Below are 19,599 nucleotides of genomic sequence, written 5' to 3' on the forward strand. Positions count from 1 at the left end.
CGAGATCAGAACTGGCCGGGCGGAAGCTTGAAGACGTCGGGACTCTTGGCGTCGGCGACGTAGAACAGCAGCAGGCTCGTCGGCGTCAGCACGCGCTGGTTGTTCTCCTTGTTCTCGAACGTGCCCTGCAGCAGCAGGATCACCGAGCGATCCTTGGAATCGCTGCCGCGGAACATCACGATGCCGCCGTTGACCGGCATGTTGACCGCGATGGAATCGGGCTTGAAACCCTCGCTGAGGAAATGGGCGCGCAGGATGTTGGCATTGGAGAACAGCTTCTCCGGCGTCATGGCCGCATCGGTCGCCTTGGACCAGACCGCGCCGACCTGGATCAGCGACTTCGACTTGTAGCCGAACACGTAAGAGAGCTCGGCGGTGCCGCCGTTCTGCAGCAGATCCGGAACCGACAGCAGCACGCTGTGGGTCAGCTCCGACGGATTGTCCTGGGCCTTGATGGCGTCGGCCTTCGGGTTGAAGTCCTTGGTCATCGCCGCGCGGACGTCGGCCTCGGTCATGCCGAATTTGGCGGAGCGGAAACCGTCGATCGCCTTGGTCTTGTCATCGGCGGTCGGGCCCTCGCTCTGGGTCGGCTGCGCCGCGCCGCCGGGGGTGGCTGCGACCGGCGGCGCGCCTGCGGCGACCGCCTTCGGCGCCGCCGCGGATTTTTGCCTGGGTGCGGCGCCCTGAACGCTCTGTGCCATCAGCGACCAGGCCGCAACAGTGGTGAAAAGGCCAGCCAGAACCGGCACGAGATAGATTTTGCGCATCGTAAACCTTCGACAACAACCTGAAACAACGGCTCAAAAATCGGCAGTTCGACAATCGGCTTTCCCGAAACACTGCCTCGTCAGGAACGAAAATGTTGCAATGCCAGAAGGCCTTGCAAAGCATCACGGACCGGACAACGATCGAGCCAGCGATCTACGTAGCAATACGGTATCGGGCTGCCCGTGGCTGCGAATGAACATTCACAAGCGTATTTTTTCATCAATTGTGGTTGCCGTCCTTTCGCGTTATGCACATGCGCAGGGACAACTTTTGCGAAACATTTCATGAGTGTGCGGCCTGCTCCTGCCCGCGTCGTGCCGGCGGTCGCCCGCCGCGATTTCATTCGCCTTGCGGGAGCAACTGCCGCAGGACTCCTGACGCTCGGCGCAACGCCGGATCGCATGCGAATCGTCGCCTCGATCACCGTGCTGCCGCTCGATGACGAACTGACCAGACGCAACATGAGCGAGAGCTCGACCTCACGCCTGGGTGCACTGATCGCGGGCTTGCGACAGCGCGGCTGGGTCGAAGGGGTCAACTATCGTTTCGAGGTCCGCTCGAGTTTCGGCGGGCCCGACAAGATGAAGATCGCGGTGCAGGAGCTCATCGATCTCAAGCCTGACGTCATCCTGACAGGCTCGACTGTCGAGACCGCGGCCATCATGGCAGCCACGACGACGATCCCGATCGTCTTCGCGACCTCCAACGATCCCGTCGGCAATCGCTTCGTCGAAAGCCTTGCCCATCCCGGCGGCAATGTCACGGGCTTCACCAGCAGCACGCCCGAGATGGGCGGCAAATGGCTTCAGCTGATCAAGGAGGCCGTGCCTGACATGCAGCGCGTCGGCGTCCTGTTCAACCCCGCCAGCACCCCGCGCGCCGGGCGCTATTACCTTGAATCGCTCGAGCAGGAGGCCGCGGCATCAGGCATTGCGGTGGACCTTGCGCCCATCAGCGCGCCAGCTGAAATCGACGGCGCGATCGGACGTTTCCGCGATCCCCCGAAGGCGGCCATGATCTCGCTCGTCGACAGCTTTCTCGTGGTCAACCGGAAAGCGGTCGTCGAGACCGCCGCGCGATATCGCGTGCCGATGATCTATCCGTTCCACTACTTCATGGATTCGGGCGGACTGATGAGCTACGGGCCCACGCTGGAAGTTCGCTCGGCCGATTATGTCGATCTCATCCTGCGCGGCACCAAGGCGGGCGACCTGCCGGTGCAGTCGCCGCGCAAATACGAGCTGCTGATCAACCGCACCGTCGCCAGCGCGCTCGGATTGAAGATTCCCTACACGCTGCTCGCGCGCGCCGACGAGATTCGCGAGTGAACGAACAGGTCGACCAGGGACATCTGCGGACGCCTCCGGGACGGCTGTTCCGCAAATATCTCTACTCGATCGTCGCGCTTGCCTTTGCCGCGCTCGCCATCAACACCGGCTTCGACGTCTGGTTCTCCTATCGCGAGCAGAAGCAGCTTCTCGCTGCGAACCAGCGCGAGCAGGCTGCAAGCGCGGCCATACAGATCGGCCAGTTCATCAGCCAGATCGAGACCCAGATCAGATGGCTGTCGCGCCTGCCCCCGGAGCTTTCGACCAACGAGGACGTGCGCCTGAATGCCATCAGGCTGTTGCGTCTCTCGCCCGCGATCGCCGAAATCACCGAACTGGATTCGAAGGGCCGCGAACAGGTGCGCGTATCGCGCCGCGTCGCGGACAGGGTTGGCAGCAACGTCGACCAGTCCTCCTTCGCCGCCTTCCGCGGCGCCAATGAAAGCCGGGCCTATTACGGGCCGGTCTATTTCTTCGGCGACACCGAGCCGTTCATGACGCTCGCCACGCGCGGCAGCGGGCGTGCGCCCAACGTGGTCATCGCCGAGGTCAATCTGCGCTTCATCTGGGACCTCGTCGCCGGGATCAGGGTGGGCAACACCGGCAAGGCCTATGTGGTCGATCGGCTCGGTGTGCTGATCGCGCATCCCGACCTGTGGCCCGCGCTCCGCCGCAGCGATCTCTCCGGGCAACCCGACGTGCGCGCCGCACTCGACGGCGTCGGGCCGCCCGCGGGCGGCCTAATCAAGGAGGATCTGTCGGGTCAACGCGTGCTCTCGACCTATGCGACGGTCCCTTCGCTCGGCTGGCTGGTGTTCGTCGAGCTTCCGCTCAGCGAGGCCTACGCACCGATCTACGCCTCGATCGGACGGTCGACGTTCCTGCTGATCGTCCTGCTCGCCTTTGCCGCCCTGGTCTCGCTCTGGCTCAGCCGGCGCATGGCGGTGCCGATCCAGATGCTGACCCAGGGTGCACGGCGGATCGGCAGCGGCGATCTCGAACAGCGGCTCGCGATCAAGACCGGCGACGAGCTCGAGGCGCTGGGCGACCAGTTCAACCGCATGGCCGCGCATTTGCGCGAGTCCTACGCGACGCTCGAGCGCAAGGTGATCGAACGCACCTCCGAGCTCGAAAAGGCGCGCGATCACGCGCTTGCCGAGCACGATGCGGCCGAGCGCGCGCGCAGCGTCGCGGTTGCGGCCAACGAAACCAAATCGCGCTTCCTCGCCGTGGTCAGTCACGAGCTGCGCACGCCCCTCAACGGCGTCATGGGCGTATTGCAGCTGCTCGATGACGGCGGGCTCAGCGAGGTCCAGCGCCGCCACCTCGCAACCGCGGCCGCGTCGGGCGAAACGCTGATCGCGCTGGTGGACGCCATTCTCGAATATGCCCGCCTCGAGGCCAGCGCCGAGGCGCTGGAGACGCGCGACTTCCGCCTCGACCAGTTGATCGAGACGGCGGCCGATTTGATGCGTCCGCAGGCGTTCGGCAAGGGGCTCTCCTTCGACCTCGCCTGCGATCCATCAGTCGCCACGTCGGTGCACGGCGACCCCGTCAGGCTCAACCGCATCCTGCTCAATCTGATCGGCAACGCCATCAAGTTCACCCCATCAGGCGGGATATCAGTGAGCGCGACGATCGAGCGACGTGACGATCAGGCGCTGCTGCGCGCGATCGTTCGTGACACCGGCATCGGCATTGCGCCAGACATGCACGAACGCATTTTTGAAGACTTCGTGCAGGCCGACGACAGCATCGCGCGGCGGTTCGGCGGCACCGGCCTCGGCCTCGCGATCGCGCGGCGCCTGACGCACCTGATGCGCGGCGAGTTGACGTTGGAGAGCACGCCGGGCAACGGCAGCGTGTTCACGCTTGTCGTCCCGCTCGGCAACGCCGCCAGCGGCACTGTGCAAGGCGCGATGACGCCGCCCTCGCGACGGCTCCACGTGCTGCTGGTCGACGACGATCCCGTGAATTGCGAGGTCGGCGAAGCCATTTTGGTCAGGCTCGGCCACCGTGCCGCAATCGCAAGGAATGGCGCGGCCGCCGTTGCGCTCGCCGGAAGCCAGCCGTTCGACGTCGTCCTGATGGACCTGCACATGCCCGACATGGACGGCGTGGAGGCGGCCACGCGCATCCGGCAGCTCCCGTTACGGCCCATGCCGCGGATCATCGTCGTGACCGCCGACGCCTCGCCCAGCACCCGCGAGCGGCTCGCAGCCGCGGGAATCACCACGGTCGTCAGCAAGCCGATCCTGATCAGCGCGCTTCGCGAGGCGATCGAGGACGCGCCCGAGCACGGCGCCCCCGATGCGCCGCTCGTACCGGGCGCATTGATCGACCGGCACTTTCTCGCCGACCAGAAGGAGCTGCTTGGCGCCAGCCAGATCGCGAAGCTGCATCATCTGCTGAAAGAGACCAGCGAAAAGCTGATCGCCGACATCACCGCAGCGGCCGCAATCGGCGATCACAGGCAGCTCGCGCGATTCGCGCACCAGCTCGGCAGCGCGGCGAGCGCGCTCGGCCTCGTCGGCCTGTTCGAGCGCTGCCGCGAGATCGAGCTGGCAGTGCCGTCGATGTCCCTGCCCGAGTGCCAGAGCGCCGCCCGCGAACTCGCCGCGCTTCGGGAGGCCTCGATGAGCGCACTGGACGAGATGCTCGCGCCCGTCCCGGCTTCACCTCAGCCGAAGGGAGAGGTCGGATCGCATTGAAAATGCGATCCGTGCGAGCGATTACGATTTCGCCCGATTGCTGCGGATCCTCGCCTGGATTTCTGTTGTGGATCGAACGGTCTGCATTTACCTCTGCCAGCCGAAATTCATGATGACAGGGGCCGCCGTTGCGCGCAAGATATCTCGCCATTCTCCTCATGCTGCTCGCGCCCGCCGCCCGCGCCGAGCAACAATTCCCGTCCAGCTTCCAGACCAAGTCGATCCCAGCCAACGGCACGGAGATCCATGTGCGCGTCGGCGGCAAGGGACCCGCCGTGATCCTGATCCACGGCTTTGGCGATACCGGCGACATGTGGGCCAGGTTGGGTGCGGACCTTGCGCGCGACCACACCGTGGTCGTGCCCGACCTGCGCGGCATGGGCCTCTCCGGCAAGCCCGAGAACGGCTACGACAAATATACGCAGGCCGCCGACATGCGCGCCCTCCTCCAGTCGCTCGGCATCGACAAGGCCGTCGTCGTCGGACACGACATCGGCACCATGGTGGGCTATGCCTACGCCGCGCGCTATCGCGATCTGACCGAAAAGCTTGTTGTCATGGACGCCCCCGTCCCCGGCGTGCCGCCGTGGGACGAGATCGTCCGCAGCCCGCAGCTCTGGCACTTCGATTTCGGCGGCCCCGACATGGAGCGGCTGGTGAAGGGCCGCGAGCGCATCTATCTCGACCGCTTCTGGAACGAGTTTGCCGGCACGCCCTCAAAAGTCGACGAGGCGACCCGCCGTCACTACGCAAAACTCTATGCGCGCCCCGGCGCCATGCACGCGGCCTTCGCCCAGTTCAGGGCGATCCGCACCGACGCCGAGGACAACAAGAAGGCGATCGCGACCAAGCTGGCGATGCCCGTGCTCGCCATCGGCGGCGAGAAATCGTTCGGCAAGATGGAAGCCGTCGTGATGCGGAACGCAGCGAGCGACGTCACCGAGGTCGTGATTCCAGGCGCCGGGCACTGGCTGATGGAGGAGGATCCGGCGGCGACGATCAAGGCGGTGCGGGAGTTCCTCGACGGGAAGAAATAGGGCGACGAGCCGGGCTGAGGCAACGCGTCTCAGGCCGGCTTCTCCGCCAGCGAAGCCGCCCCCTGGTGCGACAACCACTTCTGACCCATTGCTGTGTTACGCCGCCGCAAGTGCTCTGGCCGCTGCACTGACGTGATCTCGTTGCTCGATAAATCGGCGAGCGCGAGGGATCGGATCATGTAGATACTGATCTGGTCCCCGCATCTGTCGCTTGTTCAATTCAGCTGTCGAGAGAAGGTCGAAATCGACTCTCTCGATTGCCGAGAACCAGCCGGCATATTGGCTCGTCCAGACTCGCTTATAATGTTCCAGGAGCCGGTCACGCATGGAATAGCCGTGATAATCGAACGCGATCACACCGTTGGTCAAGTAGACGTGAAATCCCAAGAAACCTTCCGCCGGGATAATTTGCTCCGCATAAAAACCGGGAAGCGGAGGTTGATCCAGAAAAACTCCAGCAAGGATATGGCAAGCGCCGTACCCGAAGAAGTTGCGGTCCGGTAGCGCCCACCGCCGATGCGGGTCCCCCTTAATGCCCTGCTTGAGAACATACATCGCAGTTGCTCAATCGTGATTCGTGCTGAGGCAGCGTATCAGCGTCGGATTGTGTGCGCTGTGTCAGCGCGCCCGCACACCCGCCTCCTCTTCCCGCCCAAACCGCTCCACCAGAAAATCAATGAACAGCCGCACCTTCACCGACAGATGCCGCGTCGGCGGGTACACCGCATAGAGCGCGAGCGGTGGCGCGGAATACTCGTCCAGCACGGTCCGCAGCTTGCCCTTCTTCAACGGATCGGCAGCGATGAACTCGGGCAGCAGCGCGAGCCCCCTGCCCTTGATCGCGGCATCCCGCAGCACCTCGGCATTGTTGACGCAAAGCGACCAGTCCGGCTGGATCCAGTGATCGCCGTCGGCGCCTGACAGCTTCCACTGATTGCCCGTCAGTAGGAAGCCGTAGGTCAGCGAAGCATGCGCGCGCAGATCCTGCGGATGTCTTGGCGTGCCGTGGCGCGCGAGATAATCGGGTGAGGCGCAGATCATGCGCGGCACCGGCATGATTTTGCGCGCGATCAGGCTCGACGATTCCAGCTCCGCGATCCGCAGCGTCACGTCAAAGCCGTCCTGCACGGGATCGAGCAGATCGTCGCTGAGCACGATCTGGAGCTGGAGCTCCGGATACGCCTCCATGAAATCGGCGAGAACAGGCCCAAGCCGCATCGTGCCGAACGACATCGGCGCGTTGACGCGCAACAGCCCCCGCGGCGCCGATTGGGCCTGCGTCACGGCCTGATCGGCGGCCTCGATCTCGGAGAGGATCACGACGGCGCGCTCGAAATAGCGCTGGCCGCTCTCGGTCGGGCTGGCGTGGCGGGTGGTCCGGTTCAAAAGCTGGACGCCGAGGCTCTCCTCGAGGTCGGCGATGTATTTGCTGATGGCCGAGCGCGACAGCCGCAGCTGCCGCCCGGCCTCGGCAAAGCTGCCGCTTTCGACCACCTTCACGAAAGCGCGGAGACTGGCGACCTTATCCAAGGGCCGGCCCCGCCGATTGTTTCCAAATTGTAGACATAGCGGTCATATTTGCATGGATTGTCTCCAATCCAAAGCGGAACGATATTTCCGCCCAGAGCAAGACTGCTCCCCAAATTCCTGGAGGACGACAATGTCTGGACTGCACCACGTCACCGCGATCGCCGGCGACCCCATCCGCAATTTCGGCTTTTACACCAGGGATCTCGGCCTGCGCTTCGTCAAGAAGACGGTCAATTTCGACGATCCCGGCACCTATCACTTTTATTATGGCGACGAGACCGGCCGCCCCGGCACCATCCTGACCTTCTTCCCCTGGGCCGGCGTGTCGCCGGGGCGCCGCGGCGTCGGCGAGACTCACCAAACTGCTTTCCGCGTGCCGCAGCGCTCGCTCGGCTACTGGACCCAACGCTTCATCGAGAAGGGCATCGCCTATGAGGCGCTGGAGAAGCGCTTCGGCGAGTCCGTGCTGCCGTTCACCGATCCTGACGGCATGGCGCTCGCCCTCGTCGGCATTCCCGGTGCCGAGAACGAGCCCGGCTGGAGCAATGGCGACGTGCCCCCAGAGCACGCGATCCGCGGCTTCCACGGCGTGACCCTGCTGCTCGACAGCGCCGCGAAGACGGCTGCCGTCCTCACCGACGTGCTCGGCTTCACGGAGACCGGGCGCGAAGGCTCCGTGATCCGCTTCAAGGCATCAGGCGATGCCCAAGGCAATGTCCTCGACATCTATGAAGCCAAGGGTTTTCTGCGCGGACATCAGGGCGGCGGCTCGGTGCACCACATCGCCTTCCGCGCGGCCGACGACGCCGAGCAGGGCAAGATGGCACAAAAGCTCGTGAGCAATCACGGCCTGCATCCGACCGAGCAGCGCGACCGCAACTACTTCCGCTCGATCTATTTCCGCGAACCCGGCGGCGTGCTGTTCGAGATCGCAACCGATATACCCGGCTTCGCCGTGGACGAACCCGTGGCCACGCTCGGACGCGACCTGAAACTGCCGAGCTTCCTCGAACAACACCGCAAGCAGATCGAGGGTGTGCTGCCGAGCCTGGAAGCGACCGCATCATGACCGAGTTCATCCATCGCTTCGAGCCCGCAACCCGCGCGGGCTCCCCGCCTCTGCTGCTCCTGCACGGCACCGGCGGTAACGAGAACGATCTGCTCGGGCTCGGCAAGATGATCTCGCCGGGCTCGGCGCTGCTCTCGCCGCGCGGCCGCGTGCTCGAGCACGGCATGCCGCGCTTCTTCCGTCGTCTCGCGGAGGGCGTGTTCGACGAGGACGACGTGCGTCGCCGTGCGCACGAGCTCGGCGACTTCGTTACCGCCGCGCGCAAGCGTTACGGCATCGCCGCGCCCGTTGCGGTCGGCTTCTCCAACGGCGCCAACATCGCAGCCGCGCTGCTGTTGCTGAAGCCGGACATGCTGGCCGGCGCGATCCTGCTGCGTGCGATGGTGCCGTTGTCGGATCCGCCGAAGGTCGAACTCGGCGGCAAGCCGGTGCTGCTGCTGTCGGGCCAGGCGGATCCGGTCATGCCGGCGAGCAATGCGGCCAGGCTTGCGGCACTGCTGTCGGAAGCAGGCGCGCGCGTCGACCACAAGGTCCTGCCCGCGGGACATCAGCTGTCGCAAGCCGACGTGACGCTGGCGCGCAACTGGATCGGGAGCGTCGGGGCGAAGGCGGCATGACACGAACAAGCGGCGCGTCGTCTCTGGATGGCGCGCCGCTTCGTCGAGGATTCGCCATGCTTCACGCCGCCTTGCCGCCGAACGCGGCGGGAAGCGTGGCGAGGAACGACATGACGCGCTGTGTGCGCAAGGGCGGGCGGCCGCCGGAGGTGCGCAGCATCCATAGGGGCTCGCCAGCCGCGCGCCAGGGTGCCAGCACTTCGACCAGCCGGCCGGTGCGAAGGTCTTGGTCGACGAGCCACGCCGGCCCCCAGCCGATCCCAAACCCATTCACGATCAAAGCGAGCGACGCGTGCGCGTCGTCGCAAATGTGCTTGGCCTTGGGCGTGACGCGTATGGCTCCTTTGCCGTGCGGATCGACGAAGCGCCAGGTCAGGATCTGACCGCTTGCGGGATTCCGGAAGCCGACGTGGTCGTGCGCGGAAAGCTCGTATGGACTCGCCGGTACGCCGCGCGCCTTCAGATAGGCAGGCGAGGCGCAAGCAATCCAGGAGAACGTGCACAGCCGCCGCGCCTTGTGGCCCGGCGCGCGGTCGAGCGGCCCCGAGCGGATTGCGACGTCGACGCCTTCCGCCGCGAGATCGAGAATCTCGTTGCGGAATTTGACCTCGATTTCGATTTCCGGTCGTTCCCGCAGGAACGCGGGAAGTCGCGGCAGGATGCAGGCGCGCGCGAACGAGGCCGGTGCGGTCACGCGCACCCGTCCGCCATCGTCGCGCGCGACTTCGCCGAGCGCGGATTGGACACGGGCGAGACTTTCGAGCAACGCGCGTCCCGCCGCCATCAGCCTGTCGCCCTCTTCGGTCAGCGCCAACGAATGCGTGGAGCGATGCAAAAGCCGCAACCCGCGAGCCTTCTCGAAGCGGGCGACCGCCTTGGACATCGCCGAGGTGGTCGTCCCTGCCCGCCGCGCGGCTTCAGCGAAGGAGCCCGCCTCGACGACGCGGACAAAGGCGAGAAGACGCGAGACGTCGGGAGGCAAATTTGTTGTGGACATGCAGTCCACATAATCATGGCTGCACGGTCACTACAAGAGCCGTTCCCGAACAGCTAAACCGGGAGCACCAGCGCGCAATCAGCAGCGCTAGAAACGCGGGAAGTCCCATGAACCTCGTCGAAATCACCTTGCAAGCCCTTGACGAAGCCGAGCGCGCGATTCCGCCCGGCCAGCCGGTCTATATGCTCAATCTGCTGTGCTACCGCGCGCATGCGCGCTACGAGGACGGATTCGACGCCGCGCCCTGCTCGGGACGCGAAGCCTTTCATGAACGCTATAGGCCGGCATTCCGGCGTCTCGCCGCCGGTAAGCCGCTCGTGCGGATTTTTTCCGGACCGGTGCTGGCGAGCCTCGTCGGCTCGCCGGGCGAACAGTGGGACGAAGCGGCGATCAACGAATACGGCGATTTCGCCACCTTCCGCGCGATCGTCGATACCGAGACCTACCGGCGCGAAGTCGCCCCGCATCGGCACGCGGCGCTCGAGCATTTCCGGCTGTTCGCGCTCGCCAAAGCGATGTGAACGCGTTGGCGTCTCAATTATAGAACCCAGCATTCCATTCCTGGAGCTGGACAGCAAATTTGGAAATCCCTTGAGTTTACCCCAACGGGACTTGTGGGGAGACAAAGGGTGACGAACATAGCGCAAGCGAATTCGCGAGGAGGCGCCGGCGAAGGATGCGGCTCCGGCGCCGTCGACACCAGCACCCGCATTGGCAGCACGTCCGTTGGACGCGCATCGAGGTCGACCTGGATCGCGATCGCGCTCAGCTTCGTCGCGGTCGTGCTCGACGGACTGGATACCAGTTCGATCGGTGTGGCGGCTCCCGCGATCGCGGCTCACTTCGCAGTGCCGCCGGCGGCGCTCACAGCTGCATTCGTGCTGACAAGCGTCGGCGCGGTGCTCGGCTATCTGGCCTCCGGCCCGCTGGTCAGCCGCTTTGAGGCGCGTCCTGTCCTGATCGCAAGCGTGGCAATGTTCGGCGTTCTCTCGCTGGCAACGCCGCTTGCGGGCTCCGTTGGTCAGCTTGCGGCGCTGCGCCTGGTTACGGCAATCGGACTCGGCGCAGCGTTACCATCGGCCATCGCCATTGCGACATCGCAATGCCCGCCACGGCTGAGGGAGACGGCTGCAGTCATTGTCGGCACCGGGCTCGCCGCGGGCGGCATCCTGGGCGGTGTGCTGGGCGCAGTCCTGACCGCTCATTTGGGTTGGCAGTCCATCTTCATCATCGGCGGCGCCCTGCCGCTTGCGCTCTCGCTCGTTCTCCTGCTTTGGTTGCCCAGGCGGGCCGCAGCGGGCGATCTGGTGTCAATAAATCAACGCGATCTGCACCGGGGCGGTCTCAAGCCGATCGGAGATCTGCTCGCCACGGGCCTTGGGGCAAGGACCATCAGCCTCTGGCTATTCTCATTCTTGATATTCGCCGACGGCTACGCGCTGGTGTTCTGGCTGCCGACGCTGCTCATCAAGTTTGGTTTCTCGCCCGAATACGCCCAGCTCGGCATCAGCTTCTTCAGCGCCGGGGGGCTGGTCGCCAATGTCACCGTGATGCTGCTCGTGAGCAGGCTTCCGATTGCGCGTATCCTGTTGTCGGGCTTGGTCGTCGGGGTCATCTCTGCCGCGGGGCTTGCGGCGCACGATCTGATCCCGATCGGTGTCTGGCTGCTGATTGCCGGAACGGGCGCGGGTCTGATCTCATGCAGTGTCGGTCAGTCTGCTCTCGCGGTGGCGATCTATCCCGAAGCGCTTCGCACCCACGGCGTCGGCTTCTCGGCTGCGGCCGGCCGCATCGGATCGATCATCGGTCCCGCGGTCGCAGGTTTGCTGATTTCGATGGGCGTTGCGCCGAAAGCGATTGTGCTTGCGGCGACGATTCCCGCGCTGGTTGCGATCCTCGCGCTGCTTCAGCACATGCGGACGCCGACACGGACGTAATGCAGCGTTTCGAATCTGGAACGCTGCTCACCATTTCCGGACGCTGGATGCATCAAGTGCGAGAGCCTAAGCCTTAGCCTCAGGAAGCGCGTTGTTGGAGACAGGAATGACTGCCGTAGAGCATGTTGAGCTGGACACGCCGTTTGGTCGGCTGCGCGGCGCGAGATCGGAGGGCGTGACCGCGTTCCGGAAAGTCCCCTACGCGGAAGCCCCCGTCGGCCGGTTGCGCTTTGAGATGCCGTCAGCGGCGCCGCGATGGGCAGGTGTTCGCGACGCCATCGCGGCCGGGCCGGTTCCTCCGCAAAATCCGTCGCGTCTCGATGCGGTGATGGGCACCTACGATGTCGAACAAAGTGAGGATTGCCTCCATCTGGACATCTGGACCGGTCATGTGCCGGAAGATCGAGCGCCTGTCCTGGTGTTCATTCACGGCGGCGCCTTCATGACCGGAGGTGGATCGCTGCCTTGTTACGACGGGGGCATTCTCGCGAAGGAGAATGGTCTCGTCGTGGTCAACATCACCTATCGTTTGGGCATTCTCGGCTTCTTTCCGCACCCCAGCCTTGGCGGTCTGAACCTCGGCCTGCACGACCAGGTCGCGGCATTGCGCTGGATCACGCAGGCCATCAGCGCGTTCGGCGGCGATCCGCAGCGGATCACGGTAATCGGCCAATCGGCCGGTGCCTTCAGCATCGCGGCTTTTGCCGGCACCGAAGCCGGAGCTGGGCTGTTCAATCGGGCGATCCTGATGAGCGCGCCGGTCGGCATCAAGCTGCGTACCGTCGAACAGTCGCGACCGGTCGCCAATGCGATCCTCGATGTTCTCGGGATTGCCGCTGACGACGTCGACAAGCTTCGAACCATCCCGGTCGATCGCGCCCTCGAGGGCTTGCGCCTGCTGCAAAGGCGGCCGCCGGCGATCCCCGGTGATATCTCGCCACCTTTCATGCCTGTGCTGGATGATACGCTCGTGCAATGCGACCCTATCGAGTCCATTCGCACTGGCGGAGCGCGTTGGTGCGACATGATGATCGGGGCGACGCGCGAGGAGTACGCCGCGTTCTCGATCTCGAACCCCTCGCTCGACGAGTTGTCCGAGGATGCGCTGGAGGACTTGATCCGATCGCACGGTGAATACGACGCGAGCGCGACGCTGGCAAGATTGCGTTCCGCGCGGGTGCCCGCGACGCCTCGCATGCTCCTGGGCGACTTCTACAGCGAACGGATGTTTACCCGGCAGAGCCTGGAGATCGCCGCCACGCAGTCCGGACTCGGTCGAAAAGCGTTCACCTATCTGTTCGACTGGCAGGCGCCCGTTCCGGGACTGGGAGCCTGCCATTGCATCGATCTTCCGTTCCTGTTCGGCAACATCGACGTCTGGCAGGCGGCTTCGATGGTCAAAGGCGCGGACCGGCGCGAAGTCCGGGACTTGAGCCGGCTCTTCAGAGGCTCGATCGCCGCGTTTGCGGCTGCGGGAGATCCCAACGGTCACGGTCTGCCCGAATGGCCCGCCTACACAGCGAATCAGACCGTCCTGCACTTTGATCGCCGGATCGCGGCATCACGATACATCGCCTGATCGGTGATGGCCGCGCCGGAAACAGCCGCGAGTCCTCTCAACGCTTGGTCGACCTGCGCCCGCGCCTCTTGGAAGCGCGTTGAGACTTCGGCTCTACTGCAGGCGCCGAGACCTGTTGTTGCGGAGCGTCGAGCGACCGCAGCCTGTCCTGAAGAAATTTGGCAAGACCGGTGAGGAATAACTTGCCGGCGACGGTCAAAGATCGGCGGGAGGGATAGAGCGCGTAGAACGTCACCGGTGGCGGCGACCAGCCGGGAAGCGGCTGAACGAGTCTTCCACTGAGCAGGTCCGCCTCGCACATCGGCATTGGCAATCGCGCAAGACCGAGGCCCCGCAGCGCGGCCTGGCGGATGATGTTGAGGTTGTTGGCCGAAAACTTGAGCTTGAGGTTGATCTCTGTCGTCTCAACGTTCGCGCCGAGCAGCCGCCAACGCGCCATGAAGCCATCGGCGCCCCAGCCGATGCCCGGCAGGCCCTCGAGGTCGGCGGGACTCGTGCAGGCGGCCATGCGGGCCATCAGGTCCGGTGCCGCGACCAGGCGGTAAGGCGTGATCGCGAGCTTCTGGCAGATCAATTCGGAATCGGCCAGATCTTCGCGCACGGGATGGATCGCGAGGTCGTAGTGATCGATCTTCGGGTCGAACGTTCCCTTGGTGTTGTCCAAGGTCAGTCGCACGTCGGGATAAGTCTCGGCGAACTGGATGGCGAAATCGGTGACCAGAATTTCGGAGAGGACCGCCGGGCAGGAGATGCGCAGCATGCCGGAGGGCCGGTTGGTCCGGTCTTCGGCGAGCGCCTTGATGGCAACCAGCTCTTCCCGGATCTTCTGGCTGCGCTCGTAGACCGAGAGGCCGATTTCAGTCGGCGCAAAGTTTCGCGGGCCGCGGTGGACGAGATGCACGCCGAGCTGGCTTTCGAGGTCACCAATTCTTCGGCTGAGGCTCGACTTCGAAATGCCGGTCTTGCGGCTCGCCGCCGACAGGCTGCCGGCCTCGATGATTTCGACAAGGAGCGTCAGGTCATCGACTGTACCCATTGGGTGATCCTCTGCGGAGACCTCGGACAGGAAGTCCGGTTTCGATGAGACGATCGAAAGCCGAACTTCGGCAAGCAGGCCATCGTTCCAATCCTGGAACGGGACTGTACCGATTGCCGGACTTTTTGTCCCGCGTCCACTGCCTATGCTGTTTCACCGAACTGAACGGGGCGGCTCTAGGGGAAACGCGCCGGACCACGACAGCGTCGAATATCTTGGACGGGGCATAGAGAACATTGGAGGGGGAAGTGAGGCGTCAGATTCAACCGATACTCTTGGCACTGGCTTTTTCGTCGCTCGCAAGCAGAGCGACTCTTGCGGAGGATTTGCCGGTCAAAGCCAAGCCGGTGCCGTTCAGTCAGCCGTTCTTTTCGCTGATCGATGACCGCTTCACCTTCTCGTATATCCCCAAGGCGACAGATCCCGGCGTATTCTCCAGAAATCCGGACGGGTCGCTCAACAGCACGACCGCGATGCAGGTCTACTCGTTCACGCATTTCGACATCTGGCAGTACGGCACGAACTTCCTGAACATCTCGATGTTCAAAGCCGACCACAACGATCCCGCCAGCCCCTGCACGAACGCGGGCGTGGTCGTCAACCCGGGCACCGGTGTTGCAACGCCGGCCAATTGCGCGGGTGCACTCATCTTCACCGGCCAGAGCCGCTCGACATTCGGCTGGAATGAAATTTTCAACACCAAGGCTTTCACGGTCGGCCCGCTCCGCAACGTCTCCTTCGAGGTCGGTCTCGACCTGAGCTCGTCGAACTACTATCGCGCTGCCGCGGCCCAGGCCGTCTCGGCCGGTCTGCAGTTCCAGTTCGATCTTCCCTACAAGGGCTACGTCAACGTCGCGCCGCTCGCGACCTGGATCTACATGGCGCACATGGGCTTCCTGCAGTGCGGCGGCGGCTTTGCTCCTCCGGTGCCAGGCGTGAGCTGTCTTCCCGACGGCAACCGCCGCTATCAGCCGACCTGGGCGATCGAGACGAACTACTACATGGATCTGGGCTTCCTGCCCGAGAGCGTGCGCTATTTCTCCGTCAGCGGTCGCGCGCAGCTGCTCGGCGCCCTCGGCCCGGAGAACAGCCCACTTCCCTATAATCCGCTGCCGCTCGCGGCGCCGGCCAACTCCATGACCAAAATTTCACTCAACTCCGAGCCGATCCGCCTGACGTTCGATGCCTCAAAAGCGATGTGGGGCCCGAAGTTCTCGCACTATGTCGATGTCTGGGTGGCCTACCGCTACTGGCAGAACAAATACGGTCTCGATCACAATGTCAGCAAGCTCTGCACGATATCGCCGGGGGTGAGCAACCACACCTGCACCGAATCGAGCTTATACAGCGGCATTACCATGAAGTTCTAGCCTCGCTTGCCGCCAGGAAGCCAATATCAATTCGACTGAAACTCGCCCCGCCTATGCCGCGACGTTTGACAGGAAGCGATCCACCGACGAGCGCAGCTGCGACGCCTGGCTGGACAGGTCATGCGCCGTGGCCAGAACGATGTCGGCCGTGCGATTGGCGTTGTCAGTCGCCTCGGCCGTCCCGGCGATGCTGCGCGCGACCTGCGCGGTGCCCGAGGCCGCCTGCCCGATATTCCTGGAGATCTCGCCGGCCGCCGCATTCTGCTGGCTGACCGCGGCCGCGATCCGCCCGGTAAAGCCGTCGATGTCGCCGATGATCGACGCGATGGCGCCGACATTGTCGACCGCCTCGCGCGTCGCCGACTGCACCTCGGTGATCTGGCTTGAAATCTCCTCGGTCGCCTTTGCCGTCTGCGTCGCCAGCGCCTTCACTTCGGAGGCGACGACCGCAAAGCCCCGGCCCGCTTCGCCCGCCCGCGCCGCTTCGATCGTGGCGTTGAGCGCGAGCAGATTGGTCTGGCCGGCGATGGTCCTGATGAAGCCGACCACCTCGTCGATCTGCTGGGCGGCGCTGGCGAGCCTGCCGATGGTCTGGTTGGCCGCTTCCGCCATGCCGGAGGCGCGCTGCACGATGGTGGTCGCATCCGCCAGTTGCGACGTGATCGCCTGGACGGATTGGCCGAGCTGACTTGCGGCTGATGCCACGGTCTGCACGTTCGCCGAGGTCTCCTTCGCCGTCGAAGCCGCCTCGTTCGATTGCGATCCCGCGTTGCGTGCGGCGGAGGCGAGCCCCTGGGCCGTATCCGTCAACTCGCCGGTCATGCGCGCGGTGTTGCTCATGACCTCGCTGAAGGCAGACCGGAAGGCGTCGATCTCGGCTTCCAGGCGCTGCCGGTGGCCGACCTGCTCCGCGCTGCTCAGGTCCTTGGCGGCGATCACGGCGAGATCGTCATCGGCGCGGGTCTTCAGGCTCGCCTGCATGACCGCAAGCGACTTCAACAGGCGGCCGAGCTCGTCGCGGCGGCGCACTGCGATGTCGTCGGTGAAGTTGCCGGCGGCGACGCGCTCGGCAACGCGCACCGCCGCGGAGATCGGCCGGCTCATCGAGTACGAGAACGCAAGCGCGATCAGCAGTCCGATCGCGACGGTTCCGACGGCGACCGACAGCATCATGGTGCGGGCCGCCTCGACGTCCTTCTCCGCCGCCATGCGATATTCATAGCCATACGCCGCCACCAGCTCGACGAGGTCGTCGATCGACGCCATCAGCCGGTCGCCCTGTTGTGCAAGCAGGAAGCTGGTCGGGATCTCCGTCGCGCCGCCGGGCGTCGGCTTCAGGATCTTGAGCGCGGCGGTCGACCAGTCCTTGAGCTGGGCCTCGGCCTTCTCGCGCGCGGCCGCAACGCTGGGCGTTGCGGCGCGCTCACGCACCACTTTCAGGTCCTCGACACTGTCGCGGATCAGCGCCTCGAACTTGGCGACGTCGCTGGAGCTGCCGGCAACAAGGGCCCGCTGAAGCACCAGCCGCGCCCCGTGCAGTGCCGCGTGGGCGGAACGCGCGTGGTTGATCCCCATCAAGGGGCCGTCATAGAGACGGACCACCATGTCGCCGGAATTGCCGATGGCGCGAATGCCGTAGAAGGCGATGCCGCAAGCCAGCAGAAGCACGACGCTGAAGGCACCGAAAATCTTGTAGCGTATCGACATCATCAATCTCCGGCGTCTCGATGGAGCGTTTTCGAGCGAAGTGGATACCGGTTCGCGTGACGAAAACGCGTCAGAACAAAAACTCCTAGTCTATGACCTTGACCATCATCTTCATGCGCGGATGAATGGCGCAGATCACCTGCACATCGCCCGCCTCCTTGAAGGACACGTCCGTCGAGGTGCCCGGCGCCTGCGATCCCAGATTGAACTCGTTGCCCTTGCTGGCCGACATGATGTTGTGCGGCACCGTGTCGTCGTTCAGGAAGGTGACGGCTTCGCCCTTCTTGACCGTGATGCTCTCGGCGGAGAAGGCACGGCCCTGCTGATGGACGATTTCGGTCGCGGCATAGGCGCCGACCGAAAAGCCGGCAACGATGACACAGGCGAAGAGAGCGATTGTGCGCATGTGAGGAAACTTTCGTGGGTTAGCGTGGGAGAACCGGCACGGCCGTCGGACCGAGCTCGCTGGTCAAAGTCTTGAGGAAGGCGACGAGGTCGGCCTTGTCCTGCGCGGACAAATCGAGCGGATGCATGAGATCGGATCGGCTGGGCCGTTCGACGCCGGCATGGTCATAGTGGTCGATGACCGCTTCGAGCGTCGGGAGCGAACCGTCATGCATATAGGGACCGCGGCGGGTGATTTCGCGCAGGCCCGGCGTCTTGAACGCGTGCTGCATCTTGATGACGCCGGGGAGGTATTCACCGCGACCGATATCCTTGCTCGGCAGACCGATGTCCTGAAAGCCCTCGTTGGTGAAGTTCCAGCCTTCGTGGCACGCGGCGCATTGCGCCTTGCCGTTGAACACCGTAAAGCCGCGCTTGGCCTCTTCGGAGATCGCCTTCTCGTTGCCGTCGATCCAGGCGTCGAACGGCGCCCGTTCCGAGACGACCGTACGCTCATAGGTCGCGATCGCCTGCGCCAACGTCTTCGGCTTCATGCCTTCGCCCGGGAAGGCCGCGTCGAACATCGGCTTGTATTCGGGGATGCTTGCGAGCCGCGCCATGAGCTGGTCGAGCTTCATGTTCATTTCGCCGGGGGACTGGATCGGACCGAGCGCCTGGTCCTCCAGCGTCGGAAGCCGGCCGTCCCACATGTAGATCGCGCTCCAGGCGGCGTTGACGACGGTCGGCGAGCGGCGACCGAGCTTGGCCATGCCGTGACCGACGCCGACCGCAAGCCCGTCGCCCCAGCCGAAACCCGGGCTATGGCAGCTCGCGCAGGACTGCGCCGACGTCACCGAGAGGCGCGTGTCGAAATAGAGCTTCTTGCCGAGAGCCGCCTTCTCGGGGGTGAAAGGATTGTCCTTGGGGAACGGGATGGTCGCCGGCCTGCGATACAGCGCCTTGAGCGCATCGACACCACCGGGCGCTTTCTGCGTGATCTCGACCTTCCGGCTTTCGCCGACCACGGCGGCGCCATGACCGATCGTCGCGAAACCGAGAACGCCGAGTGCGGTTGATGCGACCGTCGCAACGAGCAGCCGCGAGCGATGAGAGCCCTGCGTCGGCATGCGAATGTTCCCCGAGCCGGGTGTCATTTGCGACACCGAAAAAAAATTGAAGCAACGCGCGATGAATTATCGTGATGAAAATACCGGCAATTCGTTAAACAGATCGTACCGGCCAAATTGTTCCACTATCGCTTTTCGGCATTTCAGCAATCATAAAGTGCGGGAAGAATCGGCAGGCAACGAAGAGTTGCACGAGAGGATCGCGGAACAGCTCGCGCGATCGGTTGCGATTAACAAATGTTAGCCGGTCAAGCCTTTCTGAATTTCCGATCGCGCTGCCCTTGCCCGACCGAGCAAGCAATTCCACAAAATACGAACCCTCACCGGACTCTTTCGACCAACGGTGCGACATGGAAGACGCCGAGCGGGCACCGCTCACCCGACCGTACTCTGGACTGCACC

Annotated in this window: 18 protein-coding genes; 9 read left to right on the forward strand and 9 right to left on the reverse strand. The window is 64.3% G+C overall.

Features of this window, described 5'->3' with window-relative positions:
* Positions 1-5 precede the first annotated feature (5 nt).
* Entirely contained in the window at positions 6-767 is a 762-nt protein-coding gene (locus XH91_RS22870; protein ID WP_128952669.1) for a hypothetical protein, read from the reverse strand.
* A gap of 285 nt (positions 768-1,052) precedes the next feature.
* Between XH91_RS22870 and XH91_RS22875 the strand changes: the two genes are divergently transcribed.
* The 3 genes from XH91_RS22875 (at position 1,053) to XH91_RS22885 (ending at position 5,844) form a co-directional block, all read left to right on the forward strand.
* Positions 1,053-2,096 carry an ABC transporter substrate-binding protein gene (locus XH91_RS22875; protein ID WP_128952670.1) on the forward strand — a complete coding sequence of 348 codons (1,044 nt, stop codon included), beginning with the start codon at positions 1,053-1,055 and terminating at the stop codon, positions 2,094-2,096.
* A complete protein-coding gene (locus XH91_RS22880; RefSeq protein ID WP_128952671.1) occupies positions 2,093-4,807 on the forward strand; it encodes a hybrid sensor histidine kinase/response regulator in 2,715 nt (904 codons plus the stop codon). Before XH91_RS22875 ends, XH91_RS22880 begins: the two co-directional genes overlap by 4 nt.
* Positions 4,808-4,965: 158 nt before the next feature.
* Positions 4,966-5,844, forward strand: a complete 879-nt coding sequence (locus tag XH91_RS22885) for an alpha/beta fold hydrolase (protein ID WP_128954954.1) — start codon at positions 4,966-4,968, stop codon at positions 5,842-5,844.
* A gap of 96 nt (positions 5,845-5,940) precedes the next feature.
* Here XH91_RS22885 and XH91_RS22890 read toward each other — a convergent pair whose 3' ends face one another.
* Positions 5,941-6,399, reverse strand: coding sequence for a hypothetical protein (locus tag XH91_RS22890; protein WP_128952672.1), 459 nt, complete (start codon positions 6,397-6,399; stop codon positions 5,941-5,943).
* A 63-nt stretch (positions 6,400-6,462) separates the two neighbouring features.
* Positions 6,463-7,374: a LysR family transcriptional regulator gene (locus tag XH91_RS22895; RefSeq protein ID WP_164933748.1), complete on the reverse strand. Its 912-nt coding sequence runs from the start codon at positions 7,372-7,374 to the stop codon at positions 6,463-6,465.
* Between the two features lie 130 nt (positions 7,375-7,504).
* Between XH91_RS22895 and XH91_RS22900 the strand changes: the two genes are divergently transcribed.
* Both XH91_RS22900 and XH91_RS22905 read left to right on the forward strand, forming a co-directional pair.
* Positions 7,505-8,443, forward strand: coding sequence for a ring-cleaving dioxygenase (locus XH91_RS22900; RefSeq protein ID WP_128952673.1), 939 nt, complete (start codon positions 7,505-7,507; stop codon positions 8,441-8,443).
* Positions 8,440-9,060 carry an alpha/beta hydrolase gene (locus XH91_RS22905; RefSeq protein WP_128952674.1) on the forward strand — a complete coding sequence of 207 codons (621 nt, stop codon included), beginning with the start codon at positions 8,440-8,442 and terminating at the stop codon, positions 9,058-9,060. Before XH91_RS22900 ends, XH91_RS22905 begins: the two co-directional genes overlap by 4 nt.
* Positions 9,061-9,121: 61 nt before the next feature.
* On the opposite strand, the gene XH91_RS22910 is transcribed toward XH91_RS22905, so the two are convergent.
* Positions 9,122-10,057 (reverse strand): LysR family transcriptional regulator, encoded by a 936-nt coding sequence (locus XH91_RS22910; RefSeq protein WP_128952675.1) that lies wholly within the window; start codon positions 10,055-10,057, stop codon positions 9,122-9,124.
* Between the two features lie 107 nt (positions 10,058-10,164).
* On the opposite strand from XH91_RS22910, the gene XH91_RS22915 reads away from it, so the two are divergent.
* The 3 genes from XH91_RS22915 to XH91_RS22925 all read left to right on the forward strand — a co-directional run bounded on the left by XH91_RS22915 (position 10,165) and on the right by XH91_RS22925 (position 13,573).
* Complete coding sequence (locus XH91_RS22915) at positions 10,165-10,578, forward strand: hypothetical protein (RefSeq protein WP_128952676.1); 414 nt, start codon at positions 10,165-10,167, stop codon at positions 10,576-10,578.
* Positions 10,579-10,686: 108 nt separating this feature from the next.
* A complete protein-coding gene (locus XH91_RS22920) occupies positions 10,687-11,994 on the forward strand; it encodes an MFS transporter (RefSeq protein ID WP_206733498.1) in 1,308 nt (435 codons plus the stop codon).
* 106 nt (positions 11,995-12,100) lie between these two features.
* Complete coding sequence (locus XH91_RS22925) at positions 12,101-13,573, forward strand: carboxylesterase/lipase family protein (RefSeq protein ID WP_128952677.1); 1,473 nt, start codon at positions 12,101-12,103, stop codon at positions 13,571-13,573.
* 37 nt (positions 13,574-13,610) lie between these two features.
* Here XH91_RS22925 and XH91_RS22930 read toward each other — a convergent pair whose 3' ends face one another.
* The gene (locus XH91_RS22930; protein ID WP_128952678.1) at positions 13,611-14,609 is read right to left on the reverse strand and encodes a LysR substrate-binding domain-containing protein; all 999 of its coding nucleotides are present in this window, start codon (positions 14,607-14,609) and stop codon (positions 13,611-13,613) included.
* Between the two features lie 248 nt (positions 14,610-14,857).
* Between XH91_RS22930 and XH91_RS22935 the strand changes: the two genes are divergently transcribed.
* On the forward strand, positions 14,858-15,979 hold the full coding sequence (locus XH91_RS22935; RefSeq protein WP_128952679.1) for a hypothetical protein: 1,122 nt from the start codon (positions 14,858-14,860) through the stop codon (positions 15,977-15,979).
* Positions 15,980-16,030: 51 nt separating this feature from the next.
* Here XH91_RS22935 and XH91_RS22940 read toward each other — a convergent pair whose 3' ends face one another.
* The 4 genes from XH91_RS22940 to XH91_RS22955 all read right to left on the reverse strand — a co-directional run bounded on the left by XH91_RS22940 (position 16,031) and on the right by XH91_RS22955 (position 19,549).
* On the reverse strand, positions 16,031-17,686 hold the full coding sequence (locus tag XH91_RS22940; RefSeq protein ID WP_164933749.1) for a methyl-accepting chemotaxis protein: 1,656 nt from the start codon (positions 17,684-17,686) through the stop codon (positions 16,031-16,033).
* 85 nt (positions 17,687-17,771) lie between these two features.
* Positions 17,772-18,092: a plastocyanin/azurin family copper-binding protein gene (locus XH91_RS22945; RefSeq protein ID WP_128952681.1), complete on the reverse strand. Its 321-nt coding sequence runs from the start codon at positions 18,090-18,092 to the stop codon at positions 17,772-17,774.
* 19 nt (positions 18,093-18,111) lie between these two features.
* Complete coding sequence (locus XH91_RS22950) at positions 18,112-19,197, reverse strand: cytochrome-c peroxidase (protein WP_128952682.1); 1,086 nt, start codon at positions 19,195-19,197, stop codon at positions 18,112-18,114.
* A gap of 94 nt (positions 19,198-19,291) precedes the next feature.
* Entirely contained in the window at positions 19,292-19,549 is a 258-nt protein-coding gene (locus XH91_RS22955; protein WP_128952683.1) for a hypothetical protein, read from the reverse strand.
* Positions 19,550-19,599: the final 50 nt, after the last annotated feature.

The organism is Bradyrhizobium guangzhouense, assembly GCF_004114955.1.
Lineage (GTDB): Bacteria > Pseudomonadota > Alphaproteobacteria > Rhizobiales > Xanthobacteraceae > Bradyrhizobium > Bradyrhizobium guangzhouense.